This is a genomic window from Mucilaginibacter angelicae, assembly GCF_042434235.1.
In the GTDB taxonomy this organism is placed as follows: domain Bacteria; phylum Bacteroidota; class Bacteroidia; order Sphingobacteriales; family Sphingobacteriaceae; genus Mucilaginibacter; species Mucilaginibacter angelicae.
The window spans coordinates 1-26,307 of the sequence record NZ_JBHLTS010000004.1 but is presented as its reverse complement, the minus strand read 5'-3'; the positions used below and the strand labels follow the sequence as shown (position 1 = coordinate 26,307).

Here is a 26,307-nt window from a genome sequence, read left to right as displayed (position 1 = left end):
GCGGCTAAAGCCATTTGTTGGCTTTATACCATTTTAGCGTTTCGGCCATACCGTTTTGCAGATTGTATAAAGGATAAAAACCCAGGTCGGATTTAGCTGCTTCAATATCACAATTCCAGTTAATGGCGGTTAATTCATTAAGCTTTTCAATATTCAGTACCGCAGCCTTGTTGCTCAAAGAACTTATTTTTTCGGCCACAGCAGCAATTATTTTTACAAAATTTACAGGCAGATGAAACTTTAAGGTTTTTAGTTTCAATACCTCTTTGGTAATGTTACCCAACTCATAACGGTCGTAAAAATTGCCGTCGCTCAGGTTAAATGTCTTGTTATTACCACCATACAAAGCCTTAACACTTGCTTTAGCCAGGTCTTTGACATATATAAAGCTTAACTTTTGCGGTGTATTGCCTATATACGGTTCAATGCCCCTCACTACCTGTTTAAAAAATATAAATATGCCTGTATCCCTTGGTCCGTAAACCGCAGTGGGCCTTAGTATGGTATAATTTAAGCCGGTTACTGTTTTTAGTTTTTCTTCGGCAAGCAACTTGCTCCGGCCGTACGCTGTAACAGGCTTGGGCGGGGTTGCTTCGGTTATAATACCGGTTAGCGTATTAAGCGGCCCAACCGAAGCCAGGCTGCCGATAAGTACAAACTTTTTTAAGTCAGGGCAGGCTTCATAGGCTGCCGAAGCAAGATTAAAAGTATATGTGGCGTTTATACGGTTATATTCGGCTTCGGAGCGGGCACTGGTTACACCTGCTGCGTGAATGATATAATCAGGCTTTATTTCTGCCAGTTGTTTCTTTAATGTTTCCTTATTGTTAAATTCTGGGTAAATATATTGAATCTCCAAATTTTTCAGGTGATCAATTTTACTGCTTTTACGAACAGCTATAAAAACCTCCAGGTTGTTTTGTAAGGCTTCTTCAATCAGATGATATCCCACAAATCCGCTTGCACCGGTTATTAAAACCCGTTCCCTCATATTGCTTTTTGATATAACCTGTATTTTTTATAAGGATCGCCTTTGATGGCCTCGATGGCACGGTTCATCATATCGTTGTTTTCCAGTGTCCAGCCGGCTTCTGCGTGCTTGTAGCCTTTAGCTTTATATTCCTTGATAATGGTACCGTATAAGCAGGCTTCGATGCCCATTTTGCGGTAATCTTCAATAACGCCTAATGCGTAAATGCGAATGCCGGTGATGCTCTTTTTGCCAAACAGCAATTTGAAAATACCGGTAGGCAATAAACGGCCGCGTTTTATTTTCTTGAAAATGTCATTATAATCGGGCAGGGCCAGACCAAAAGCAACTAATTTACCGCGCTGCTCGGCTACGATGGCAAAATCAGGATCGAGGATTAACTTAAGATCTTTAGCCAGGTAATCGTATTCCTCATTGGTTAAAGGTACAAAACCGGTGTTTTTGTCCCATGCCGAGTTATAAACTTCGCGCAGCTTGACGGCCTCTTCCTTAAAGTTTTTAAGGTTGATTTTACGGATAATGATATCGTTACGCTTTAGCCGCTCTTCAAGGGCGTTTAATAAACGTACCGATTTATCGTCATAAGCTTGTCCTTCCCAATGCCATCCTATCAGGTCAACATCTTTGGTAAAGCCAAAATGATCAACCAGGTTGGCATAATAAGCAAAGTTATAGGTGTTCATCAGGAAGGGCGAACTGTCAAAACCTTCTATTAACAACCCGCAGGGTTCATTGGTCGAAAAGTTGGTAGGCCCCAATAATTTGCCTGTAACACCTTTTTCTTTAAGCCATTTGGTAACGGTTTCAAAAAGGAGGTCAGAAACCGCTGTATCATTTATGCAATCGAAAAAACCAAAAAAGCCATCGTTAACGTGGCTGTACTCATTATGGCCATTGTTAAGGATGGCTGCTATCCGGCCAACTATCTTATCGCCATCATAAGCTAAAAAAGGCTGTACGGTGTTGTGCTTATGAAAGGGGTGTTTAGTTAGCAGGTCCCTTTGGGCAATAAAAAGTTCGGGAACATAGTAGGGGTCGTCCTTGTACAGGTCATGCGGAAAATCAATAAACGAAGCCAGTTCTTTTTTTGATTTAACCGTTACAATTGTAATCATGTGTGGTAAATGATTAATAAAGCAAATTGGTATGCTTTAAATAAAAATGTGCATTTAGCTTACTTTAATAAAAAAGCAGCTAAATGCACAATAGGGTTATTCATTATATTTTTTCTTTAACAGAAGCGTTTACACCAACTTCTTTAAAGGCTTTTGCAAGTTTTTCAACAGCTTCGTCAATTTGCTCAAAAGTATGGGTAGCCATTAATGAGAAACGAAGCAACGACGAATCGGAAGGAACGGCAGGGGATACAACCGGGTTAACAAATACACCGGAAGCTTGCAGGTGCTTGGTAACCGCGAAAGTTTTTTCGTTATCACGAACGTAGATCGGCAAAATAGGGCTTTCGGTAGGGCCAAGGTCAAAACCTTCTTCCAGTAAAAGCTTCATGGCATAATTGGTATTATCCCACAATTTCTCGATCCTCTCGGGCTCAGTTTCAATAATGTCCAATGCCGCAATTACGCTGGCAACAGAACCCGGAGGCATGCTTGCGCTAAACATCAATGAACGTGCACGGTGTTTGATATAATCAATAGTATCCTGATCGCTGGCTATGAAACCACCTAACGAGGCTAATGATTTACTGAAGGTACCCATGATGAGGTCAACCTCGTTGGTAAGGTTAAAGTGTGAGGCTGTACCTGCACCTTTATCGCCAATTACACCAAGGCTGTGCGCATCATCAACCATGATATTAGCACCGTAAGTATCCGCAAGCTCAACAATTTTAGGTAATTTAACAATATCGCCTTCCATGCTGAAAATGCCATCAACGGCAATAATCTTCACGGCATCTTCAGGAAGTATGCTTAATTTGCGCTCAAGATCTGCCATATCGTTGTGTGCGTACTTGATCACTTTTGAAAACGACAGGCGGCTACCGTCAATGATACAGGCATGGTCATACTCATCAAGTATGATATAGTCATTACGGCCTGTAATGCACGAGAGTACACCAAGGTTTACCTGGTAACCGGTACTGAACAAAACAGTCGACTCTTTGCCTACATAGCTGGCCAGCCTGTTTTCAAGCTCAATGTGGATATCAAGCGTACCGTTCAAAAAACGTGAACCAGCACAGCCTGTACCATATTTGTCAATTGCTTTTTTTGAAGCTTCTTTGATTTTTGGATGATTGGTAAGGCCTAAGTATGAGTTAGATCCAAACATTAATACCCGCTTGTTGTCAATAATTACCTCAGTGTCTTGTGCAGACTCAATAGGCCTGAAATAAGGATATAACCCCCGTTCACGCAGCATATTTGCTACTTGAAACTGAGCGATTTTCCCATGTAGTTTTTTAACCATGTATATTAACTCTGCTTAAATTTTGTGTAAAAATACCATGAATAAGCATATAACTTATACGGTGTGTGTAAATTTTTTTTAAATAATGCCTATTAACGTATCAATACTACTTAAGAAGCACACAAATTCTTACAAGGCAAATTAATTAATTTTTTTATTTATATCGAGCCTATTATTTTCATTTTTTTGTAAAAAGCCCAAAAAGCTTATACTATCCCGAGTTTTTGTAATTTTTTACGTAAAATTCTTGTTCCAGATTTTAAATTCGTAATATTAATTACATATTCGCATTCCCCCGTATAAATCCCGCACAAATTATAAAACTTTTCTTTATTATTTTTGCTTGATATACATTGTTATCTATAGCTACCGTATGAAAAAACACAAGTACTTTTTAGCGCTTCTTGTACTTAATTTAACATTTAATTTATATAGCAATAGTTATGCCCAAACTGCAGCCGATAGCATAAGCGGTCCGGTTACGCTGAAACAGGCTATTGATTTTGCTTTACGTAACCAACCAACTGTAAGGCAAGCCTCAATTGATGAGCAGATCAATGAGCGTGATATTAAAATTGGCCTTTCGGGTTGGCTACCACAGGTAAACGGATCTGGCCTCTATAATTATTACTACAAAGGTAGTCCGCAGGCAGGTGCATCCGGTGCTAATATCCCAAGCAATGCAGGCAGTATCCGTAACCTTTCAACTTTGGGGGTTACAGCCTCGCAGGTTTTGTACAACAATGATGTATTTCTTGCCTCGAGGGCCAAAAGGTATTCGCGTGAGTATTATAAACAGAACACACTGAGCAGCCAGATTGATGTGGTAAGTGATGTAAGCAAAGCTTTTTTTGATGTTTTGCTGTCTGAAAAACAGCTTGACATTACTAACGAGGATATCATCAGACTACAAAGGAGCTTGAAGGATGCCAAAAGCCGGTATACCGCCGGTGTGTCTGATCCCACGGATTATAAGCAGGCTACCATTTCTTTAAATAATTCACTGGCTACCCGTAAGCAAACCGAAGAGGCCATTAAGAGTAAAACTGCTTTACTGAAACAGATCATGGGTGTAGGGGCGGCTGCGCCATTAAGCCTCTCTTATGATTCAACCCGGTATGAGCAGGAGGCCAGTATCGATACATTGCAGATGCTCAACGTAAACAATCGCATTGAATATCGTTTGCTCGAAACAACAAAGGCGCTCAATAACCTTAACGTAAATTATTACCGCTTTGGCTTTTTGCCTTCGTTATCGGCAGTAGGAAGCTATCAGCATGCATACTTCAGTCATGATTTTGGTGATCTGTATAACAATTCGTTCCCCACGGGTTATGTTGGCCTAACACTGGCTGTACCTATTTTCCAGGGAACCAAGCGGCTGCAAAATCTTGCTAAAGCCAGGTTGCAGGTTGAGCGTACCGATCTGGACCTTGTAAATACAAAAAACAGCATTTATACGGAGTATACACAAGCGCTGGCATCATATAAAAGTAATTACACCAGCTACCAGCTCATTCGCGAAAACGTGAACCTTGCAAAGGATGTATATAAAGTAGTAAGCCTGCAGTACCGTGAGGGGGTGAAAACCTACCTGGACGTGATTATATCACAAGCCGATCTGCGTACGGCCGAATTGAGCTATTATAATGCCCTGTTTAATTTACTAAGCAGTAAAATTGACTTGCAGAGGGCCCTTGGGATCCTGCCTGTGCAGCAACCGTAAAATATCGTCACAAAACAAAAACAACAGCAATACACGAACAACCTATTCTACATGAAACATACATACATATATTGGTTAGCCCCTGCAGCACTTTTAACATGGGCATCATGCAGTAAACCTCAAAAAGGCGGACCGGCCTCCATGCCTCCAACCCCGGTATACCTTGCCGATGCCAAAACGGCCGAAGCAGTATACTATGATAAATACCAGGGCATTGTTGTTTCAATCAACACTGTGGAACTGCGCAGCCAGGTACCGGGTTTTGTGACCGGCATATTTTTTAAAGAGGGGGATGTAGTACAAAAAGGCAAAGTATTGTATGAAATAGATAAACGCAAATACCAGGCTGCTTATGACCAGGCCAAAGCCAATGTGTTAAGCGCCGAAGCTAACCTGGTTAAGGCACAAAAAGATATTGACAGGTATAATATGCTGCTCAAGAGCGATGCGATTGCCCGCCAAACCGTTGATCAGGCACAGGCTACTTATGAAACCAATAAAAGCCAGGTTGCAGTAGCCAAGGCCGGATTAGAGTCGGCCCGTACCGATCTGTCATATGCTACCATAACAGCACCTTTCACCGGTCGTATCGGTATCTCACAAGTGAGGCTGGGTACCCAGGTTTCGACAGGCACTACGCTTATGAACACCATATCTGCAGAGCACCCTATAGGTGTTGATGTGGTGATCAACGAACAGGATATCAACCGCTTTTACAATCTGCAAAAATCAAGCACCGACAGCACCTTTAAACTTGTACTGCCCGACGGAAGCAAATACAACAAGACCGGGAAAGTACTGGCAATTGACAGGGGCGTAAGCAATCAAACAGGCAGCCTTAAGGTCAGGATCCAGTTCCCGAACGAGGATGATGTGCTTAAAGATGGTATGAGCTGTGTTTTGCAGGTGCTGAACAGCCAATCGGGCAACCGGGTGCAAATTCCATATAAGGCAGTAACCGAGCAAATGGGCGAATTTTTTGTTTTTGCCACAAGGGATACCGTTATAAAAGATACTGCTGCCGATAAAACGGTTAAAGACAGGCGTGATACGATTGCAAAGCAGGTGAAAGTAAAATTAGGGCCGCGTATTAATGATGATGTGGTGATAATGGATGGTATAAAACAAGGCGATAAAGTGATTACCGATGGTTTTCAGCGTTTACGCGATGGGGGCAGGGTAACTACCGGATCAGCAGCCCCGGCAGGAGCAGGGCCTAAGAAATAATTTTTATATCCCAAAAAGAGATTTTAAGCCGAACAAGGGGCACAGCTACCCTGGAAAACTTAATATAAAGAAATAATGATCGCAGATACTTTTATAAAACGACCGGTTACCGCAATTGTAATATCATTAGTGATATTAATAGTGGGGATCCTGTCAATAACCAGCCTGCCGATAGGCCAGTACCCGGATATTACACCCCCTACCGTATCTGTTAGCGGTACCTATATCGGTGCTGATGCATTAACAGTTGAACAAACCGTAGCTACACCGGTAGAGGTACAGGTGAATGGTGTACCGGGCATGACCTACCTGCAAAGTAACAGCAGCAGCAATGGCCAAATGAGCATGACCGTTAACTTTGATGTTGGTACCGATATTAATATTGCCGCGCTTGATGTGCAAAACCGTGTTGGTATCGCCTTACCTACCTTACCGCAGGAAGTACAGCGTTTGGGTATGGTGGTACGTAAACGTAACCCCAGTATATTAATGCTTGTGGCAATGTATAGTCCCAACGGGAGCCATGATGTTACTTTTACCGATAACTACACCAACGTATTTATAAAAGATGCTATTTTACGTACCAAAGGCGTGGGCGACGTTGTTACACGTGCCGATGACTTCAGTATGCGCATTTGGCTTAACCCTGATAAGCTTGCCGCATTAGGCATGAGCGCTGCCGATGTTACCAATGCCCTGCAGGAGCAAAATGCGCAGGTAGCTGCCGGTACGGTAGGTGCAACGCCGCAGTTAAAAGGGCAAACTTTTGAATACTCGGTAATTGTAAAAGGCCGTTTAAGTAAACCGGAAGAGTTTGGCAACGTGGTTATTAAAACCCAGCCTAATAATGGCGGTATAGTACACCTGAAAGATGTTGCAAGAATTGAGCTTGGCAAGTTCAACTACTCGGGTAACTCGTTTGTTGATGGTAAAAGGGCATCTTACCTGCTGGTTTACCAGGCCCCTAACAGTAACTCGCTCGAAACAGCCGACAACGTTTACGCCACTATGGACGAGCTTAAAAAGAGCTTCCCTAAAGATATTGATTATGTAGTTCCGTTTGAAGCTATCACAGTAGTAAAAGTATCAGTAAGTGAAGTGATCGAAACACTGGTTATAGCGCTGGTGCTGGTTATTTTGGTGGTGTTCCTGTTTTTACAGAGCTGGCGTACAACACTTATTCCGGTACTGGCTATTCCTGTATCCATCATAGGTACGTTCATCTTCTTTATCCCGCTCAATTTTACAATCAATACACTAACGTTATTCGGGTTCGTACTTGCAATCGGTATTGTGGTGGATGATGCCATTGTGGTAGTTGAGGCCGTACAGCATTACATGGATGAAGAGGGAATGACCCCTAAAGAGGCTACCCAACACGCCATGGCCGATATTTCGGCGCCGGTAATAGCCATTGCATTGATCCTGGCGGCAGTGTTTGTGCCTGTAGGTTTTGTACCAGGCATAGTTGGGCGCTTGTACCAGCAGTTTGCTATCACTATTGCTATTTCGGTGTTGATTTCTGCTTTCGTTGCATTGTCATTAACTCCGGCCTTATGTACATTGCTGCTGCGCCCGCATAAGATTGATGAAAGCTCCAGGGGGCTTAATAAATTCTTCTTTAAGTTTAACACCTGGTTTACCCGTGTAACCGGTAAATACCGTAACACGGTTGATAAAAGCATCAAAAACTCAAGGTACGTGATCATTTTATTGGTGTGTATCATTATAGGCGCAATATTGTTATTTAGGAGTAAACCATCAGGGTTTATTCCGCTGGAGGATGATGGTCGTGTTTATATCACTTACGATTTGCCTGAGGCGTCATCAACAGGGCGTACAGTTGATGTATTGCACAATATGATGAAAACGCTGGATAGCGTACCTGAAATAGCCCATTACGCTGCCTTGGGTGGTTTGAACGCTATCAGCTTTGCAAGTAAATCAAACAGCGCCACCATATTTGTACAGCTTAAACCATGGGACGAGCGTAAAGAAAAATCGCAGCAAATAACTGCTCTTGTTGCCCGGTTAAATCAAAAACTGAGCAAATATAAAGAGGCCAACGTGGTGGTGATCCAACCGCCGGCTATCCCGGGTTTGGGTAGTACAGGTGGTTTCTCGTTCATATTAGAAGAGAAACAGGCCGGCGGTGACATTAAGGTGTTTGAAAAAACATTGAAGACTTTCCTCGGCGCAATCAATCAACGGAAGGAAATAGCAAGGGCCTTCTCGTTCTTTACCGCCAGTACGCCTGCCTACCAGTTAACGATAGACAGGGAAAAGTCCAAAAAGCTTGGGGTAGCGATATCTGATGTGAACAACGCACTGCAAACTTATTTAGGCAGTACCTATATTAACGACTTTACTATTTATGGCCGTAACTTCAGGGTAGTGGCCCAGGCAGATACCAGTTACCGTACCAGTGTGCAAAATATAGGGCAGTACTTTGTACGTAACTCTGCCGGAGCTATGGTGCCCTTAAGCACGCTTACATCATATAAGGTAATAGAAAACTCGCCGTTAATATCGCATTATAACCTGTTCCGCTCAGCCGAGATCAATGGTAGTACCAAGCCTGGTTACAGTAGTGGTGATGCTATCACCGCCCTGAAGGAAACAGCCGCGCAGGTATTGCCGCAGGGTTATGGTTACGAGTTTTCCGGGTTGAGCCGTGAAGAATTATTATCCGGTTCAAAAACGGTTTACATCTTTGCCCTTTCAATAGGTTTCGTGTTCCTGTTCCTGGCCGCTTTGTATGAAAGCTGGTCAGTGCCGTTTTCTGTATTGTTATCGGTGCCATTGGGGGCTTTTGGGGCTATTCTGTTCCTGTCGTTTTTTGACGGCCTCACCAATAACGTTTATGCGCAGATAGGTTTGATAACGTTGATAGGCCTGGCAGCCAAAAACGCCATCCTGATCGTGGAGTTTGCCAAGGAGCGTGTAGATGCAGGTATGGAGCTGGAAAAGGCAACGCTTGAGGCTGTACGCCTTCGTTTACGCCCTATTATCATGACATCGATGGCGTTTATATTAGGTGTAGTGCCCTTGATGATTGCATCGGGCGCCGGTGCCGAAGCACGTAAAACCATTGGCTGGACAGTGTTTGGAGGGATGCTTACTGCTACATCATTAGCTATATTTATAGTACCAGTATTATTTTACCTGATCACTAAAATGTCGTACGGTAAAGAAAAACTCGCCGAGCTTGAAAAAAATTATGACCCTAAAAAGCACGGGCCGGAAGCTTAATAATATTGTTTAAATTTTGTAAAAAAGAGGGGCGCAAGCCTCTCTTTTTTGTTTTATACTGGTTTTGGTACGGCCCTGTACTTCGTAATTCAACTATTTATAGCCACAAAATTTCGTGTTTGTGTACACTTTTGAAGTATAAGCAGGGCAGTTTTTAATGGATTTTTAATGATGCAGCCAAGCAAGTGTGCGGGTAATTCTACTGGTTTTTATTGGTTAAAACAGTGCTGATTTTCAATTATTAAGCCGCCAAAGATTGGACTAATCGCATTTATTTTAATAGTTAAAACAATATCTGCAATGGCAAATGATGTCAACAATGGCAAAGTATTTGTTAAGGAGGAGTTAATACAATGAAAAATTAAAAATGAGCATTGTAGAATTTGACTAAAAAACACAACTATGAAAACAATGACTAAAATGATAGCTTCGGCATTTACTGCGGCAGCTATTTTTATCGGAACAAATGTAAAAGCACAAACTACACCGGCAAACGCGCTACGTTTTGGTATCGGTTTGGAAGCAGGTATTCCAACTGGCAATGCGCACGATATTTCGAATTTCGAACTTGGCGGTACCGCCCGGTTGCAATATGGTGTAAGTAATGACATAGCTCTTACGCTAACTTCAGGTTATTATAATTTTTTTGGTAAAACTTATAGTTCAAGTTTTTCTAATAATACCTCTACAACTACGGTAACTGTAAAAGGCCGTTCATTAGGTATGGTTCCTGTAAAAGCCGGTATCAAAGCGTTTGTTGGCGATGGCTTTTATTTTTCAGGTGAAGCGGGTGCCGGATTTGAAGTACATGAACCGGTTGCAGGAGCAGATAAGAACACTAAGCTGATTTTATCACCAGGATTAGGTTATGCAACCAAATCATGGGATGTAGGTGTACGTTACGAAAACTTCTCGGGTCAGGGTAATAGCTATGGCCTTGTAGGCTTACGTTTAGCTTATGGTTTTGGCTTATAAGCTGATAACAAAAACTGTTACAAAAGCCCCCTGTTATGTATAACAGGGGGCTTTTGTTTTTTTATACATTTGCCGCCTTGTTAATAAAAAGTTAACAAGAGTTTAAATTATAGCTATATGAAAAACACAATTACAAAAATTATGGCCGGCGTATCACTTTCCCTGGCTTTATTTACCGCAAAAAATGTTAATGCTCAAACAACCCCGGCAGATAAGTGGCGTTTGGGAATAGGACTTGAGGTTGGCAGACCAATTGGAAACGCTCACGATATCTCCAACTTTGAGTTAGGGGGTACTGCAAGGTTGCAGTATGGTTTAAGTAATAAAACTGCCATAACACTCACCTCTGGCTATTACAATATGTTCGGCAAAAGCTATAATCAGCGTTTCGTAACTCCTAACGGGGTTTCTGAAGTGACGGTTGATGGAAAAGATCTGGGTATAATCCCGATTAAACTTGGCTTCAAATCTTTCCTTGCTCACAGGTTGTATTTCGGGGCAGAAACAGGCGCTGGTTTTGAAACTACCTCTCTTTATGCTGACGGTAGCAAAAACACCAAACTGATCCTTTCGCCAACTATTGGCTATGCCACCAAAGTGATTGATTTAGGCTTACGTTACGAAGGCTTTTTTGGTCAGGGCAACAGTTATGGTTTGATTGGCTTGAGGATAGCCTATGGATTAGGATTGTAAATGACCAGAAGCATGATTTTTAGGATTTCAGGATTGCCTTGATTTTCAAAAAGCAGTTGCAACAAAAATCCCCTTGCCAACGGCAAGGGGATTTTTTTATTTCAGAACCGGGATTTGGGAAGATTTACCGGATTTTTGGGATTTGGATGGTGACCGGATAAGTATCCGGAGAATCCCTTAATCCTAAAAATCATGGTTCAGACAATTATGCCAGTTTACCTAACGCTTCTTTTAACCTTCTCATGGCCTCAATCAATTTATCTTCGGCCGCGGCATATGATAAACGGATTGAAGACGGATCACCGAATGAATCCCCACCTACGGTGGCTACGTGACCTTCTTCAAGCAGGTAAAGGCTCAGGTCGTCCGAATCATTGATCACACGGCCTTCATAACTTTTACCAAAGAACGAGGTAACATTAGGGAAAAAGTAAAATGCGCCATCGGGCAGGTTCACTTTAACACCTTCTATATCGCTTAATAATTTATATACCAGGTCGCGGCGTTTTTTGAATGCTGCACGCATTTCAAGTACGCTCTCCAAGCCGCCTTCGTAAGCGGCAACACCTGCACGCTGGGTAATTGAGCAGGTACCTGAGGTTACCTGTCCCTGCATTTTATCAAAGGCCGATGCAAGCTCTTTGGTACTTGCAGTGTAGCCTATCCTCCAGCCGGTCATAGCAAATGCTTTCGACCAGCCGTTGATGATCACTACGCGATCTTTAATATAATCAAACTGCGCAATTGATTCGTGCTTGTCAACAAAGTTGATGTGCTCGTAGATCTCATCGCTCAGAATATAAACATGCGGGTGTTTCTCAAATACTTTAGCCAAACCTTCCAGTTCATCTTTGCTGTAAACACTGCCTGTAGGGTTACATGGCGATGAAAACATGAACAGCTTGGTATTAGGTGTAATAGCAGCCTCTAATTGCTCAGGCGTAATTTTAAAGTTGGTATCAACAGTAGTATTGATGAAAACGCTTTTGCCTTCGGCAAGCTTAACTACTTCGCTATATGAAACCCAGTAAGGAGTAGGAATGATCACTTCTTCGCCGGGATTAACCAAACATAATACCGCATTGGCGATAGCCTGCTTGGCTCCTGTTGAAACCACGATCTCGCTGAAATCATAATCAAGATTGTTCTCGTTCTTCAGCTTGGCAACTACGGCTTTACGAAGTTCAGGGTAGCCTGCTACTGGTGTGTAGTAGGTGAAGTTCTTGTCCATGGCCTGCTTGGCAGCTTCCTTGATGTGCTCAGGGGTATGAAAATCAGGTTCGCCAAAGCTAAGGCTGATCACGTCGACACCTTTAGCGGCAAGTTCACGGCCCAATTTGGCCATTTTAATTGTTGCAGATTCGGACAGGTTATTTATCCGGGTACTTAATGCGCTCATATAAATTATGTTATCGCGGCAAATATAGAAAATAACTTTACTGCTACTTACGCTTGTTATTTTTTAAATTTGCGGCCTAATACCACCTTGCTTTGAATCAACAAAAAAGGATCATCTTAATTTCGCTGATAACGGGGATAGTGCTGATGCTGGCGAAATTTGGCGCCTATTTTTTAACAGCCTCCAACTTTGTACTCACTGATGCCGCCGAAAGCATTGTAAACGTAATAGCAAGCTCATTTGCCTTTTACAGTATCTACCTGTCGGCCTTACCGCGCGATGAAAACCACCCTTACGGGCATGGTAAAGTGGAGTTTTTCTCTGTTTTTATTGAAGGTTCGCTTATTGGCATCGCAGGGTGTATCATCATCGTAAAATCGGTCTACAGCTTTTTCTACCCTAATATTATCCATGATCTGTTTACAGGTGCTATTATTATAGGTATTACGGGTGCTATCAACGGCGCGCTTGGTTATTACATGATCCGTAAGGGAAAGGAACTCCACTCCATGACCCTTGATGCCGATGGCCGCCATTTACTGGCCGATACCGTTACCAGTGGTGGTTTGGTTGTTGGTTTGTTATTGATTGAATTTACCGGCATTTTATGGCTTGATAGTGCGTTATCCATATTGGTTGGTTTGTATATAGTATACAGTAGCTATAAGCTGGTGCGTAAATCGGTAGGGGGATTGATGGATGAAGCCGATTTTCAGGTGGTGACAGATATTATCAACGTTTTAAGCGAAAAACGCCGCGAGCCCTGGATTGACGTTCATAACCTGCGTGCACAGAAATATGGTCATGAGCTGCATATCGACTGCCACATGACCCTGCCCAGTTATTTTGATCTGACCACCGTACATACCGAAATCTCGTTGGTTGATAAAATGATCAATAAGGATATGGGCATCAAAACGGAGCTTTTTATCCATGCTGATCCTTGTTTGCCCGATTGCTGCCACTACTGCAGTATGCCCAATTGTCCTATCCGGTCGGAAGCACAAACCGAAATCATAGCCTGGACACTGGAAAAGGTTGTACGTAACAAAAAACACTTTGAATAATGGAATACTTTAATGTAAGGGTTTACGGCCTGTTGTTGAATGATGAAGATGAATTGCTGATAAGCGATGAGCAGGAGTATGGCATGCGTTTTTCAAAATTTCCCGGCGGCGGCCTGGAGCTTGGCGAAGGCCTGATAGACGGCCTTAAACGCGAGTTTATGGAGGAATGTAATATTGAGATTGAAGTTGTAAGCCATTTTTACACTACCGATTTTGCTGTTAAGTCGGCCTTTAATAATTCACAGATCATCAGTGTATATTATTTAGTAAGGAGCATTACCCCGGTTAACCTCAACATCAAAACCGTTGCGTTTGATTTTGATGGTGAAGGAGAGGTGCTGCAGGCTTTCAGATGGGTACCGCTTACCGCGCTGAGCGTAGCCGATTTTGAATTCCCGACAGATAAACGTGTGGTTGAACTTTTACAAAACGAACTATGAACCTTACCGAAAGGGATTTAAAAGTAATATGGCACCCTTATACCCAAATGAAAACCGCGCAGCCACCTATTGGTATTGTACGGGGAGACGGGGCTTTATTATTTGACGAAGAAGGCAAACAATATATTGATGCGGTGTCATCATGGTGGGTAAATATTCACGGGCATGCGCATCCCTACATAGCAAAAAAGGTATCAGAGCAGCTACATAAACTGGAGCATGTAATATTTGCAGGCTTTACCCACGAAGGCGCTGTTGAACTGGCCGAACGATTGCTGGCTATTTTACCTGCTAACCAGAAAAAAGCATTTTACTCTGATAACGGTTCAACCGCTATTGAGGTAGCCATAAAAATGTGCCTGCAATACTGGCTTAACAAAGGTGATCAGCGAACTAAGATCATCGCTTTTAATAATGCTTATCACGGGGATACTTTTGGTGCTATGGCTGTAAGCGGCCGCAGTGCATTTACCAAAGCATTCGATAGTTTATTGTTTGAGGTCGAGTTTATCGATCTTCCAAATCAGGAAAATATCGAAAGTCTCAAATCTCAGATCTCAGATCTCAAATCTCAGACAGCCTGTTTTATTTTTGAACCGCTGGTGCAGGGTTCGGCAGGTATGATCATGTACGAGGCCGAATATTTGAATGAACTAATGGCACACTGCCGTAAGGAAGAGGTGCTGCTGATTGCCGATGAGGTATTTACCGGATTTGGGCGTACAGGCAAACCTTTCGCTACGAATCATGTACTGGTTGAGCCGGATATCATGTGTTTTTCCAAAGGGCTTACCGGTGGCACCATGGCCCTGGGCTTAACAACCTGCACGCAGCAAATTTATGATGCCTTTTTATCGGAGGATAAACTGAAAACGCTTTTTCACGGGCATTCATTTACAGCTAATCCGATAGCCTGTGCTTCGGCGCTTGCAAGTCTTGATTTGTTTCAACAGCCTGAAACGGTGGAAAATATAGCCAGAATTAAAGCTGCTCATACAGTGTTTGCTGATAAGATCCGTAATCATCCTAAAATAAAAACAGTAAGGCAAACAGGCACCATCCTGGCTATGGAGTGGGAGACGGGCGATAATACCTCGTACTTTAGCTCGCTGAGGGATAAACTATATCATTACTTTTTGGCCGAAGGGATCATATTACGGCCATTAGGCAACGTTATATATATTTTACCGCCATATTGCATTACTAATGAGCAACTCAATTATGTTTACAGCAAAATTGAGCAAGCTCTTGAAGAACTATAAATTATGCTGAACAAGATACTCCCTACCATAATAGCCGATAACGAACTGCACTCACGCTGGTTAAACACATTATCATTAATGGAAAATACCGGCGCACGCAAGATCTCGGCCAGTGAAGACCCGCTTACGGTTACTTATATTATATTAAAGCATGCCGCCGAAGAGCACCGCCACGCCTTTTACCTTAAAAAGCAACTGGAAAAAACGGGCGTAACATTGCCAACTTATGCGGCCGAATATCTGTTGGCGCCCGGCTCAAGCAAGTATTATTTAAACCAGCTGGATGTTGATGTTTGCCGCTATTTAAAAAGTGAGCTCAACCTGAAAGGGGCCGAACTTCGTTTTGCGGCTTACCTGCTGGTTACCTACGCTATTGAAGTACGTGCCGATGAACTTTATCCCATTTACCAGGATGCCCTTGACGAAGCAGGAAGCAAAGTGAATGTAAAATCGATCATTTTAGAAGAAGAAGGCCATCTGGAAGAGATGATTAATCAGCTACAGCATTTTTCCCCGCAATGGGAATTCCATGCTCAAAAAGCTGTTGAGTTTGAAACTAAATTGTTTAATCAATGGGTTGTGCAGTTGGGCAAGGAGATAACTTTATAAACTCCCGTCATTGTGAGGTACGAAGCAATCCCCTATATGCAGAGTCGCTTTGAAGGCCGCCCTGTAATGTTCGCGATTGCTTCGTACCTCGCAATGACGTTTCTTGAGAAACTGGCCTCCTTATATCTCAATACCCCATATACTCCGTAAATACCTGCTGCAAATAAGCCTTACCATCATTAAGTGCAGTTTCGGTAGCTTTTTCATCGGTAGTTGGTTTACTGTTGTAGATCATGGTCCGGCCGGAATTATCATAGGATACTGCCTGCCCCGGCTGCATAAAACCGAAGCCATTATCCCAGTCAAAAAAAGCAAAATCTTTGGTGCCGGGGTTCAATAAATCTTTCGACCATTTAAACTGGTTATGCGGCATGCTCAATTGTGCCAGCAGGGTAGCTGCAACATCTGTTTGTCCGCCTAATTTGCTGATCTTTTTGCCTCTATATTCGGGTTTGATCACATCGCCAAAAAACAGCAACGGGATATGGTATTTTGCCGGATCATAAGCTTCGGCGGTATTGCGTGGTAAGCGGTGACCATGATCGGCCACTAAAATAAATAGCGTGTTTTTGTACCAGCTTTGTTTTTTCGCATGTTCAAAATAAGCATTGAGGCATGAGTCGGTAAAGTAGGCTGTACTCCTGAATTTATTGGCAGGATCGCCACTGGCATCATCAGCAAAATGGTGTTTTACCGGTAACGTAAAGGGTTCATGATTTGACGATGTTTGTACATAGTTAAAAAAAGGCTGTTTCTGCCGGGCTAAATATTGCAGGTTGCGGGTAAGCAGGTCATCGTCATAAACACCCCATTGTGTTTTTACATGGGTATTATCAAAGCTGGCTTCATCAATAATATGGTCAATATTGTGCGAGGTCATGAACTTATCAAAATTCATGTAATTGCTTTTGCCGCCGTAAAAATAGGCGGTTTCATAACCTGCATTTTTAAATGATGCAGACATTGCCGGCAACTTTTTATGCTTAACGGTATCGCTGATAATAGTACGGATAGCCTGCGAAGGGAAGCCGCTCATGAGGGCTACAATGCCTTTGTCGGTACGATCGCCGGAGGCGTAGATGTTATTGAAGAATAAGCCGTTTTTGATCAGCTTTTCAAAGTTTGGCGCTACGCCTTTATCGCCGCCTAATGATTCAATGACATCGGCTGTATAGCTCTCCATTTGGATAATTACCACATTTGGCCTGGTGGTAGTAAGGATCTGCGTGGTTGAATCATTCCTGGTATTGTATAGATCATCGACAATTTTTGCAGCGCTATCCGGATGGTTATACAGGTAAGGGTTATAAGGTTTGCGCAAATTTTCAAATACGTTGTTAAACAGGTTCCACTCGGTATTAAGGGCGCTTTGGTTCAGGATCTGCTTTTCAGAAAAATAGGCGGAGTTTTGGCTGATGGGCTTAGCTTGCAACCCGCCGCGCATCAGCACAAAATTTAAAAAAAGCAGTAGCGTAGTAAGCGAAACTTTCAGGCTCGGCCGGACTTCGGGCTTTTTAAATTGGTAATTGATGATGAAATGAGAGAGGATGCCGCCCGTCGCCAGTAACGCTAACCCAATAAAAATACATTTGCCAACCGGCGATGAACCGCTCGAGGCAATAGCCTCTGAAGGGGCATGATAAAAGGAAGTAAACACCCTGAAGCTAACTTTAGTACCCCATTCGCGAAAAATATTGAAGTTAAGTACGGTGTTTAAGGAGATACAGAAAAGGCAAAACCAAACATATAGTTTTAACCAGATGGGCTTTATCTGAACCTTTGGAATGAACCAGTTGATAGCAAATACAACAATGGGTATAATGCAAATATAAGCGGTGGCCGAAGCATCAAGTCTTAGGCCCCAGAAAAATGTTTGCAGGATCTCGCCTAAGCGTGCGTTATCAAGCTTGTGCAGAAAATAGTTCTCAAACGTGGCCCTCGTAATAGCGAAGAAGATGAGCCAAAAGACAAAAAATCTGATAAAGCTGAAAAGGTTCCTTAACATTGGGTAACAAAAATAATATTTTGCTACAATGTTAAGGAACCTTTAATGAATTGTTAATGAAATATTTTTTGATTACCTGCCGCCGCTCATTGCTTTCAGGTCATCAAGGGTGATCTTTTCAAAATCAGCAGGAATCCCGAATGTACCGGCAGGGTTTTTTTGCTCAGTTATGCTTTTAACAGTAACCTCGGTGCTTTGACCTTGTGAAAATGAGGTGTATTGTACCGGGAAACCACCAACACTGCGGTAATATTTAGCAATAGCAGTTACAGGTACAGTAACATCATTAGTTACCCAGATATCATAAGTTTTGTTGGCTTTAGCGTCTGTAGCTACCACTTTTTTGCAGTTAAAGCCCGAAATTACTTTGGTTTCGGTGCTTGGGGCAAAAGTAAGGGCAGGTAATGATGCCATGGCCTGGTCAACTTCATCAGGAGTTGCTACTGCTGCTTTTTTGATAGATGCAACAGGAACATCAACCATTACAACCAATGATTTACCATCGGCATCGGTTAAAATTTTTATAGTAGCCGGTCCTGTAGTAAATTGCATAGCGGCCGAGTCGGCGCGGAAATAACTTTTGGCTTCAACCTGTTGCCCCTGCATAGCCGTCGAGATAGTTACCACACCTTCTTTGTAAGCTTTTTGAGCATTCGCGCTGATAGCTGTTGCGGTAAGGGCAAGGCCTAAGGCAACGTTGAAAATTTTAATGTTCATGTTTTGAGTTTGATTTAATGCCAAATTAATTTTTAATAATTAAAAGACAAATTTTTAGATAAGTAGTTTAATATGTTTTTCAATTAGATGCCGCCAAGAACGATTTGTTACGTTTTAAAACCACATAATTAGCATGCAGGGCACGGGCCTGATCTACAACAAGCTGCACAGTTTTAGGTGAATTTGTGGCATCAATAATTATAGTATGATATTCGTGATTTTTATTAATAATAGCAAGCGGAATTTTTGGGTTCCCAGTAATGTACAGATAACCGGTTTTTAATTTTACTGCCGATGCTGTATCCGTATAGTCTTTGTTGATGATGGCTATGGATTGATTTCGGAACTGAATTAAATTGCCTTGTTTTCGTAAAAATGCCGAGCGGAGCTCCTGATCGGGTTTATACAAAATAACATCATTTATCTTGCAGCTATCCAAATACGGTTTGATGGAGTAATTGTAGTTTTTGTCGGTATCGGCAAGGTTACTTAATACAACAGCATGATCGCCGTTTTTAAACACTATCCCCGTGTTTTTACGCAGGTTAAAAAAGGCAATACTGTTTGTGGTGTACGAGCGGTACCTTTTTATGCTGATGCTTGCAGCTAATAAAAATATCAATACAATGCCTGTTCTTAACAGCCAGGCTTTTCTATCGTACAAAAAGTAAAACACGCAGATAATAATGGCGTAAAGCAGCAGGTATTCCGTTGTGGTAAGCCATATTTTGTTGATGCTTGCAAAAGGCAAATGTTCAACCCATGCCAGTACATGGTTCATGAGCAGGATGGTTTTTTCAAGTATCCAGGCAAGACCGGCGGATACGTAAGGTATTGGTGGTAGTACAAGATAAAAGATCCCGCTGTAGATAATAACAGCAGTAGGGATACCGATGAATAAATTGCTGAACAAAAAATAAACCGGGAACTGGTGAAAATAAAAGGCGCTTAGCGGAAATGTGATGACCTGTGCCGCTATAGATACTGAACAGGGGAGCCAGATTTTATCGGCCCATTTATTATCAAACGTAAACCAGGCATAAACAACGGGCTGTAAAACAACAAGCCCGGCCACTGCGAGGTATGAAAGCTGGAAGCCAACGTCGGTTATCAGCAATGGGTTATAAAGCAATAATATAAACGCCGATACAGCAAGGATATTTAAATTATTGATATACCTGTTGTAGGTTTTACCGATGATAACTGTGCTAATCATTACTGCTGCCCGGCAAACCGCAGGCGAAAACCCTGTAAGCATGGCATAATACCAGATAATTGGAATGATGATCACAGTTTTGATTACCCTGCCATGTTTAAGCCTGTTCAGGAAACGCAGCATAAATGCCAGCAAAGCCCAGATAATAGCCACATGCGCGCCCGAAACCGAGAGCACATGGATGGTACCCGTTTTGGAATAGGCTTGTAGCACATCTTCGCTTAAATCCGCCTTGTAACCTAATATCAGGGTGGAGGCTACAGCTATAGCATTGGGATCATGCAGTTGCCGTTTTATTTTTTCAACCATTTTTCGCCTTAAAGCCAGGGCCTTTGCAATAAACGGATTGCCGGTATTTGATTGTATTATCCTGTATTGGCCGGGGTATAAAAACTCCTGGTAATAGATGTTTTGATGAGCCAGGTATTTTTTATAGTTGAACTCAGCAGGGTTAAAAGGGGGATCGATAGGAGCGTACTTGCCGGGAATCAGTAGTTCATCTCCATAAGTCAGCTGCAGTGCGCTGCTATCTTTTATGGTGATCATCAACGTTCCGCTCGCCGGGGTTGGTTGCTTTTGATTGATGCCTGCAATTACACTAACTGTAAAGCGGATAAGCCCGTTTTTGAGCTGCGGCTCACTATTAATGCGTAAAAGCAGCCTCTGCGCAGGCAGCTTTGAGAAATGCCTGGCGTTATTGAGTTCGTTATTATTGATAGTAGCTATCCAGCCTGCAAGCAATAACAGCAGGTGAATGGTTATCCCGCCAAGCCATCGTTTTTTATAAATTTTAAAGTGCGTATAATAAAAATTAAGCAGCAGGAACAAGATCAGCAGGCTTGTAAAACCAACCGCCAAAGAAATTAAGTATCTGCCCGAATTGCAATTGAAGCCAATGCTTATGCCCAATATAAAAGGGAGCAATAAAACAACAACCGGAATTTCGCCCTTGTGGTTAGCGATCATATTAGTTCCGGAATTGTTATTGCAAGTGATGGCATGGTTATAGATTAACCCAACAGGTTCTAAAAATAAAGATAGTTTTTATGCCGAAGATTACAACTGGTCACGAACCTCAAGCAGGAATTTTTTGAGGTTTTCGAGCGAATCGATAACGCGCTGGTTATCCTTGGTATCGCCCATGTTGTTTTTAAGGTGCTCTTTGGCACCGTTTAAAGTGTATCCCTTATCGCGGATGAGGTGGAAGATGATCTTGAAATTTTCGATATCCTCGGGGGTGAAATAGCGGTTGCCCTTTTTGTTTTTCTTGGGCTGCAGTACATCAAACTCCTTTTCGTAAAAACGTATAAGCGACTGATTAACATCAAACATGGCCGATACCTCGCCCATGGTGTAGTACATCTTGCTTATTTCACGTTCTTTATAAGGCATAATACAAATGTATCTATTTGATTTCGGAAATGGGAATTCGGTTTCGGAATTTTCTGTCGATCCTGGTTTGTACAATTATTGTGGCCGGCCCAAAGATAATTCGTTTACAAACTGCTCTTATGTTTTATTCAATCAGGTCTCATTTTCCCAATATAATTTATCTCAACAGGCAGCCATACATGTTTTTATTAAATCAAAAATAGTGATATATTTATTGCGCTAATAACCTTATGACTATTAAACTATTGATAACATACAGTTTATGTATGTTTTGTGCCCTGCAGGTAAGTGCTGTTGAAGCTGATTCGGCAGTAACTATAACTTCCTTAAAAAATGAGTTCCGGTTTAACTGGAACAGCAAAAGCAACCGTGTAGAGATCAGGCAAAAACTCAACAATATTTACACCAGCAATGCTTACCAGGTAAATTACACGGTATCCGAATTTTACAACAACAATATCTCCATTGATGATATAAGCTGCAAAGTTGATGGCCATACGCCCCGTGGCTTTAAACCTGAATATACCTATTATGGCAGCGATGATATTTTTTATTCGGATGAGCGGGTGTGTTACTTTCCGCTCGAGCTGGCAAAAAAAGGCAGCGTTGGGAATGTCACTTTTGAAGAAACCCTTAATGATCCCCGCTATTTCACTAATATTTATTTTGCTGACAACCTGCCTGTGCAGCGGGGCGAAGTTAGTATTGAAATTCCGCGCTGGATGAAGCTGGAGATTAAGGAGTTTAATTTTAACGCCTTTAATGTAAAAAAAAGTACCACTTACAATAGCGGCAACGATGCAGATATTATAACCTATACCTTTAGTAATATCCCGGCAATGAAAAAAGAGCCGCATAGTCCGGGGCCAACCTATATATATCCTCATTTACTCATCATGTGTAAATCGGCCACGGCGGACGGCAAGCAGTTTACGTATTTCAATACCCTGGCCGATCAGTATGCCTGGTACCGCGAGCTGGTAAAAGATGTTGCCGGCGATCCAGCCCTGCTCCGTGCTAAAAGTAAAGAGCTTACCGCCGGGCTAACCAATGATATTGATAAAATAAAAGCCATATTTTACTATGTGCAGGATAACATCAGGTACATAGCATTTGAAGATGGTATGGCCGGTTTTAAACCCGAAAAAGCCGATGAGGTGCTCCGGAAAAAATATGGTGATTGTAAGGGTATGGCCAACCTGACCAAGGCCCTGCTTGTCGCTGCCGGTTATGATGCCCGGCTTTGCTGGCTTGGTACAAAACATATTGCCTATGATTACCAAACCCCTTCAATGGCGGTTGATAACCATATGATATGCGGTTTAAACTACAAGGGCAAAACCTACTATCTTGATGCTACCGAAACCTATTTAGGCTTTAATGAATACGCTGAGCGTATACAGGGCAGGCAGGTTTTAATGGAAGATGGTGATAAATATATTCTTGGTAAAATACCATATGCATTGCCTGCACAAAATTTAAGCAGCGAAATAAGCAAGCTGCATATTAATGGTACAAGCCTGGCAGGCAATGTGAGCAACACCTGGAAGGGCGAGGATAAAGAAGAGGTTTTGGCAGGGTTAAACAGTATTAAACATGAAAATATTGATGATGTTACCAAACGTTACCTTGCTGCAGGCAGTACAGATTATATCATTAATAACCTTGTTTTAAGCACCACAAGTAACCCCGATAAAGATTTAACAGCGGTGTACGATGTTGAGCGCAAAAGCGGTATATCTGCTTTTGGTAAAGAGTATTATATTGACCTGGATAACCGCAAGGAGTTTTCAGACGCGGCCATTAGTATTAATGAGCGAAAAAATGATTACTGGTTTTCGGGGAAAGATCATATTGTTACCGAAACGGAACTTACGCTGCCGCCAAATTATAAAGCCTCAAGCATACCGCCGGATATGAACATATCAAAACCGGGATATGAGTTTCATATCAGCTACGTTAGCTCGCCGGGAAAACTCACTTATAAAAAAACACTGCTCATTAAAAATACATTGCTTACAAAAGCAAATTTTGCCCAATGGAACCAGGATATTGAGCTGCTGAACAAAGCTTACAACGAAAATTTAATTATAAAACCTGTATCACAATGAAGAAAACTTTACGTTTATTATTTTTCTTTTTACTGTTTGCCGTAACGGCAGGCGCACAAAATAATAACCAGACCTACGCAGAAAAAGCAGCCGAAATTCAGAAGGAGGTTTGGGGGACAACCGTACCTGAATTTGCCGCTACAACGGTTCCTGCCAATTTAAGTAATGAAAGCGCCGTGGTTTTTGCAAAATCATTTAGCATGCAAAGGTCATTGACCAATAAATTTAAATTTATGATCATTACCGCGTCCTCAACTACGCGGGTGCTTAAACTTACCACCTTTCATCAGCGGGTTAAAATAAATGATAAATCGGCATTGGAAGATTTCTCGACCATATCATACCAAAAACGCCTCGATGAAAGTGTCCATTTTATGAGCGCTAAATTTTCTAAGATCCATGATACTTACATTGGCGCCAAGATCATTAAACCTGCCGGCAAGCAAATTATCGTGAATACAAGTGAAGAAGTGCTGATTAAAAATGAAAAAAATGACCAGGTAAGCAAGCTTGCCATATCTGATTTGCAGGTTGGCGATATATTGGATTATTATGTGAGCACCGTCGACATAAGCGAAGATGCAAACGCCGATAACTTTACCGATAATGACCAGGTTTTTGTATTGGCCGGCGAATATCCTGTTTTATACAGCAGCTATGATTTTCAGTATGCCAAAAAAGATATAGTAAAGCATATCTGCGCAAATGGCGCCCCCCAGTTTGATGTCAGTACCAATAGCGCAGGCGACCAGATCTACAGTCTAAAGGTCAGGAACCAGGCTAAGTATTCGAGTGAGTTCTGGATCTCCAAATTCCGCCAGTTTCCTTATATCGAAATCAGCAGTTCGCACACTATGGGTTTTGTGAAATTTGTTTCGGGTGGTAAGGCCGGCGAAAGCGCCGCCGAACGACTGCAGGCCAATAAAGCATTGTTTGAGGGAGCATTTGTTGAGCGTGAGCTTCCTTATTTTAATGATGTTGTTGATCGTTTGAAAAAATATTTCGACGGCAAAAAAAATATCAAAGCTGCCCCGCTTGACAGTGTAATGAAAGTACTTTACAATATCAGGAAAGGGATGGTTTTGGGCAGCTACTCAAAAGATGATGTTGGCAAGGTTGATGAAATCAACTATCGCCGCATGGCTGCCAAGGCTAATACTGTTATTATGAGTATGGCTTTAAATGACTTGAAAATTGATCATGATGTGTTGCTGGTTTGTTCACGCAACAGTAATACGCTTGATAACATTTTTAACTACAGTGATTTTGATGCCTGCATCCGCATAAATGATACAAAGCCACTGTATATGTTTTTTGATGATGCAACAACTCATTTTAATGAGATCCCACAGCGTTTCCAGGGCGAAAAAGTGATTGTGCTTACACCTAAACGTGAAAGCGGTACCAAATATTCGTTTACCGAGGGTACTGCTGTTTTACCGGTAATGGCCGCTGCTGCAAATACCATAAATGAGGATATCAGGGTATCACTTTTACCCGCCAACATGCAAAAGCTAAAAATACAAAGACTGGTTAAGCAAACGGGTGCAATGAGGCACGATGATCAGTTAAATTTGCTGCCCGTAATTGATATTGATAATGCCCTTATGGAATTGTCAAAGAGTGAAAAACTGGAAAAAAGACTGGCAGAAAACCCCGAAACAAAAAAGCTGCGTGATGATTTTAGCTATGCCTTTTCTGATGATCAGTCTAAAGCAGTTAAAAAATTTACAGCTGAAATTAAATCCCAGTACGAGCAGGAGCCAACCCAGGTGGCCGATTGTAAAATTATTAGTGCGGGCCTTGATAACAGCAGCCCGGTTTTTCAGTACTCCGAATCGTTTGTGCTGGATAACCTGGTGAAAAAAGCAGGGAATAACTATATTATTGATGCGGGTAAACTTGCAGGCTCGTTTTACAAATTAGAAGAAAAGGAACGGAAACGCACATTTGACGTGTATATGCCATGTTCGCGTAGTTTTAAATATACCATAAGCATTGCTGTTCCGCAAGGGTATATTGCCAAAGGCCTGGAGGAAATAGCTGCAAAGAAAACCAATAAAACAGGTTCGTTTTCATCCGAAGCTACCCTTAACGGCAATACTTTAACTATTGTAATGACACGTGTTTACAATAATAACTTTGAAAAAGCTGAAAACTGGGCGCTCCTTACCGAAGTAATTGACGCTTCGTCGGGCTTCAACACTCAGAAAATACTGCTGGAGAAAAAAAGCTAAGTAACTGTAAAATAGAAAAGTCCGGAAAACAAATCCGGACTTTATTATTTCTGTTTCAGCGGATTGAACAGGCTTTTGCCGGCATACTGTTTTTGCCCCCTTTAACTGCTGATGTGTTCCTGGTGAAACAGGGAGGTTATTTGCTTTCGCTCCAGGGCAGAGAAGAGGCTTTACCTGCCAAAAAATCGGCTTTGCGGCTAACCATTTCTTTTGCCTGCTGTTCAAGCACAGCATCGCTTTCATTATCTATGCGGTAGTTATAATCCAAACTATCAAGAAATGCCAGGAGCACTCTTTTCTCCTGTTCGTTTTGAATATCTACTCTTAAAGTTTCCATATACAAATTTAAACCAAATATGACAATTTGCATTAATTGTATCGACGAACGGGAGGTAAATCAGTAGTAATTAATAAATAAATCCGAAATCACGTCCCCTCAGGGTCTCTCACAGATTAAAGTTAACCCACAAAATTATGAGCTGTTGTTAGCATAGTTAAATCCGATTACTAAGGATTGAAAAAATGAATAACCTTTCCAAAGGGTTTGCCAACCGGGCAAAC

The 26,307-nt window shown here is 42.0% G+C and carries 20 protein-coding genes; 11 read left to right on the top strand and 9 right to left on the bottom strand.

All coding sequences use genetic code 11. The annotated features are described in order from the left end of the window. Positions 1–4: 4 nt before the first annotated feature. The 3 genes from ACFFGT_RS00340 to spt all read right to left on the bottom strand — a co-directional run bounded on the left by ACFFGT_RS00340 (position 5) and on the right by spt (position 3,418). Entirely contained in the window at positions 5–991 is a 987-nt protein-coding gene (locus ACFFGT_RS00340; protein ID WP_377020495.1) for an NAD-dependent epimerase/dehydratase family protein, read from the bottom strand. Beyond that, entirely contained in the window at positions 988–2,106 is a 1,119-nt protein-coding gene (locus ACFFGT_RS00335; protein ID WP_377020494.1) for a GNAT family N-acetyltransferase, read from the bottom strand. The genes ACFFGT_RS00340 and ACFFGT_RS00335 overlap by 4 nt, the downstream gene beginning before the upstream one ends. Before the next feature lie 103 nt (positions 2,107–2,209). Further along, entirely contained in the window at positions 2,210–3,418 is a 1,209-nt protein-coding gene (spt, locus tag ACFFGT_RS00330) for a serine palmitoyltransferase (RefSeq protein ID WP_377020493.1), read from the bottom strand. Between the two features lie 373 nt (positions 3,419–3,791). On the opposite strand from spt, the gene ACFFGT_RS00325 reads away from it, so the two are divergent. The 5 genes from ACFFGT_RS00325 (at position 3,792) to ACFFGT_RS00305 (ending at position 11,291) form a co-directional block, all read left to right on the top strand. Then, on the top strand, positions 3,792–5,144 hold the full coding sequence (locus ACFFGT_RS00325; protein ID WP_377020492.1) for a TolC family protein: 1,353 nt from the start codon (positions 3,792–3,794) through the stop codon (positions 5,142–5,144). A 51-nt stretch (positions 5,145–5,195) separates the two neighbouring features. Continuing rightward, positions 5,196–6,371 carry an efflux RND transporter periplasmic adaptor subunit gene (locus ACFFGT_RS00320; protein ID WP_377020491.1) on the top strand — a complete coding sequence of 392 codons (1,176 nt, stop codon included), beginning with the start codon at positions 5,196–5,198 and terminating at the stop codon, positions 6,369–6,371. Positions 6,372–6,446: 75 nt separating this feature from the next. Then, entirely contained in the window at positions 6,447–9,623 is a 3,177-nt protein-coding gene (locus tag ACFFGT_RS00315) for an efflux RND transporter permease subunit (RefSeq protein ID WP_377020490.1), read from the top strand. Positions 9,624–10,025: 402 nt separating this feature from the next. Then, positions 10,026–10,598: a hypothetical protein gene (locus ACFFGT_RS00310; RefSeq protein ID WP_377020489.1), complete on the top strand. Its 573-nt coding sequence runs from the start codon at positions 10,026–10,028 to the stop codon at positions 10,596–10,598. A 117-nt stretch (positions 10,599–10,715) separates the two neighbouring features. Then, positions 10,716–11,291, top strand: a complete 576-nt coding sequence (locus tag ACFFGT_RS00305; protein ID WP_377020488.1) for a hypothetical protein — start codon at positions 10,716–10,718, stop codon at positions 11,289–11,291. A gap of 205 nt (positions 11,292–11,496) precedes the next feature. On the opposite strand, the gene ACFFGT_RS00300 is transcribed toward ACFFGT_RS00305, so the two are convergent. Beyond that, a complete protein-coding gene (locus ACFFGT_RS00300; protein ID WP_377020487.1) occupies positions 11,497–12,690 on the bottom strand; it encodes a pyridoxal phosphate-dependent aminotransferase in 1,194 nt (397 codons plus the stop codon). Positions 12,691–12,782: 92 nt separating this feature from the next. Between ACFFGT_RS00300 and ACFFGT_RS00295 the strand changes: the two genes are divergently transcribed. Genes ACFFGT_RS00295 through ACFFGT_RS00280 form a run of 4 tightly spaced genes read left to right on the top strand, consistent with a single transcriptional unit; the run spans position 12,783 to position 16,068 of the window. Then, complete coding sequence (locus ACFFGT_RS00295) at positions 12,783–13,757, top strand: cation diffusion facilitator family transporter (RefSeq protein ID WP_377020486.1); 975 nt, start codon at positions 12,783–12,785, stop codon at positions 13,755–13,757. Next, the gene (locus ACFFGT_RS00290; RefSeq protein WP_377020485.1) at positions 13,757–14,197 is read left to right on the top strand and encodes an NUDIX domain-containing protein; all 441 of its coding nucleotides are present in this window, start codon (positions 13,757–13,759) and stop codon (positions 14,195–14,197) included. Before ACFFGT_RS00295 ends, ACFFGT_RS00290 begins: the two co-directional genes overlap by 1 nt. Beyond that, entirely contained in the window at positions 14,194–15,459 is a 1,266-nt protein-coding gene (gene bioA, locus ACFFGT_RS00285) for an adenosylmethionine--8-amino-7-oxononanoate transaminase (protein WP_377020484.1), read from the top strand. Before ACFFGT_RS00290 ends, bioA begins: the two co-directional genes overlap by 4 nt. A 3-nt stretch (positions 15,460–15,462) precedes the next feature. Then, complete coding sequence (locus tag ACFFGT_RS00280; RefSeq protein WP_377020483.1) at positions 15,463–16,068, top strand: hypothetical protein; 606 nt, start codon at positions 15,463–15,465, stop codon at positions 16,066–16,068. 127 nt (positions 16,069–16,195) lie between these two features. On the opposite strand, the gene ACFFGT_RS00275 is transcribed toward ACFFGT_RS00280, so the two are convergent. The 4 genes from ACFFGT_RS00275 to ACFFGT_RS00260 form a co-directional block, all read right to left on the bottom strand. After that, a complete protein-coding gene (locus ACFFGT_RS00275) occupies positions 16,196–18,073 on the bottom strand; it encodes an LTA synthase family protein (protein WP_377020482.1) in 1,878 nt (625 codons plus the stop codon). A gap of 72 nt (positions 18,074–18,145) precedes the next feature. Continuing rightward, positions 18,146–18,790 carry a hypothetical protein gene (locus ACFFGT_RS00270; RefSeq protein ID WP_377020481.1) on the bottom strand — a complete coding sequence of 215 codons (645 nt, stop codon included), beginning with the start codon at positions 18,788–18,790 and terminating at the stop codon, positions 18,146–18,148. Positions 18,791–18,869: 79 nt separating this feature from the next. Beyond that, positions 18,870–20,972: a ComEC/Rec2 family competence protein gene (locus ACFFGT_RS00265; RefSeq protein ID WP_377020480.1), complete on the bottom strand. Its 2,103-nt coding sequence runs from the start codon at positions 20,970–20,972 to the stop codon at positions 18,870–18,872. A 90-nt stretch (positions 20,973–21,062) separates the two neighbouring features. Then, a complete protein-coding gene (locus tag ACFFGT_RS00260) occupies positions 21,063–21,398 on the bottom strand; it encodes a MerR family transcriptional regulator (protein WP_114940357.1) in 336 nt (111 codons plus the stop codon). A gap of 230 nt (positions 21,399–21,628) precedes the next feature. On the opposite strand from ACFFGT_RS00260, the gene ACFFGT_RS00255 reads away from it, so the two are divergent. Next, positions 21,629–23,509 carry a transglutaminase-like domain-containing protein gene (locus tag ACFFGT_RS00255; RefSeq protein WP_377020479.1) on the top strand — a complete coding sequence of 627 codons (1,881 nt, stop codon included), beginning with the start codon at positions 21,629–21,631 and terminating at the stop codon, positions 23,507–23,509. Next, positions 23,506–25,746 carry a DUF3858 domain-containing protein gene (locus ACFFGT_RS00250; protein ID WP_377020478.1) on the top strand — a complete coding sequence of 747 codons (2,241 nt, stop codon included), beginning with the start codon at positions 23,506–23,508 and terminating at the stop codon, positions 25,744–25,746. Before ACFFGT_RS00255 ends, ACFFGT_RS00250 begins: the two co-directional genes overlap by 4 nt. A 136-nt stretch (positions 25,747–25,882) precedes the next feature. Here the strand turns inward: ACFFGT_RS00250 and ACFFGT_RS00245 are convergent, their stop codons facing one another. Continuing rightward, the gene (locus tag ACFFGT_RS00245; protein WP_377020477.1) at positions 25,883–26,083 is read right to left on the bottom strand and encodes a hypothetical protein; all 201 of its coding nucleotides are present in this window, start codon (positions 26,081–26,083) and stop codon (positions 25,883–25,885) included. Positions 26,084–26,307 lie beyond the last annotated feature (224 nt).

Bases quoted from the DNA above. Each gene is read 5' to 3' on its own strand.
- ACFFGT_RS00340 (WP_377020495.1), bottom strand. From the start codon at position 991: ATGAGGGAACGGGTTTTAATAACCGGTGCAAGCGGATTTGTGGGATAT.
- ACFFGT_RS00335 (WP_377020494.1), bottom strand. From the start codon at position 2,106: ATGATTACAATTGTAACGGTTAAATCAAAAAAAGAACTGGCTTCGTTT.
- spt (WP_377020493.1), bottom strand. From the start codon at position 3,418: ATGGTTAAAAAACTACATGGGAAAATCGCTCAGTTTCAAGTAGCAAAT.
- ACFFGT_RS00325 (WP_377020492.1), top strand. From the start codon at position 3,792: ATGAAAAAACACAAGTACTTTTTAGCGCTTCTTGTACTTAATTTAACA.
- ACFFGT_RS00320 (WP_377020491.1), top strand. From the start codon at position 5,196: ATGAAACATACATACATATATTGGTTAGCCCCTGCAGCACTTTTAACA.
- ACFFGT_RS00315 (WP_377020490.1), top strand. From the start codon at position 6,447: ATGATCGCAGATACTTTTATAAAACGACCGGTTACCGCAATTGTAATA.
- ACFFGT_RS00310 (WP_377020489.1), top strand. From the start codon at position 10,026: ATGAAAACAATGACTAAAATGATAGCTTCGGCATTTACTGCGGCAGCT.
- ACFFGT_RS00305 (WP_377020488.1), top strand. From the start codon at position 10,716: ATGAAAAACACAATTACAAAAATTATGGCCGGCGTATCACTTTCCCTG.
- ACFFGT_RS00300 (WP_377020487.1), bottom strand. From the start codon at position 12,690: ATGAGCGCATTAAGTACCCGGATAAATAACCTGTCCGAATCTGCAACA.
- ACFFGT_RS00290 (WP_377020485.1), top strand. From the start codon at position 13,757: ATGGAATACTTTAATGTAAGGGTTTACGGCCTGTTGTTGAATGATGAA.
- bioA (WP_377020484.1), top strand. From the start codon at position 14,194: ATGAACCTTACCGAAAGGGATTTAAAAGTAATATGGCACCCTTATACC.
- ACFFGT_RS00280 (WP_377020483.1), top strand. From the start codon at position 15,463: ATGCTGAACAAGATACTCCCTACCATAATAGCCGATAACGAACTGCAC.
- ACFFGT_RS00275 (WP_377020482.1), bottom strand. From the start codon at position 18,073: ATGTTAAGGAACCTTTTCAGCTTTATCAGATTTTTTGTCTTTTGGCTC.
- ACFFGT_RS00270 (WP_377020481.1), bottom strand. From the start codon at position 18,790: ATGAACATTAAAATTTTCAACGTTGCCTTAGGCCTTGCCCTTACCGCA.
- ACFFGT_RS00265 (WP_377020480.1), bottom strand. From the start codon at position 20,972: ATGATCGCTAACCACAAGGGCGAAATTCCGGTTGTTGTTTTATTGCTC.
- ACFFGT_RS00260 (WP_114940357.1), bottom strand. From the start codon at position 21,398: ATGCCTTATAAAGAACGTGAAATAAGCAAGATGTACTACACCATGGGC.
- ACFFGT_RS00255 (WP_377020479.1), top strand. From the start codon at position 21,629: ATGACTATTAAACTATTGATAACATACAGTTTATGTATGTTTTGTGCC.
- ACFFGT_RS00250 (WP_377020478.1), top strand. From the start codon at position 23,506: ATGAAGAAAACTTTACGTTTATTATTTTTCTTTTTACTGTTTGCCGTA.
- ACFFGT_RS00245 (WP_377020477.1), bottom strand. From the start codon at position 26,083: ATGGAAACTTTAAGAGTAGATATTCAAAACGAACAGGAGAAAAGAGTG.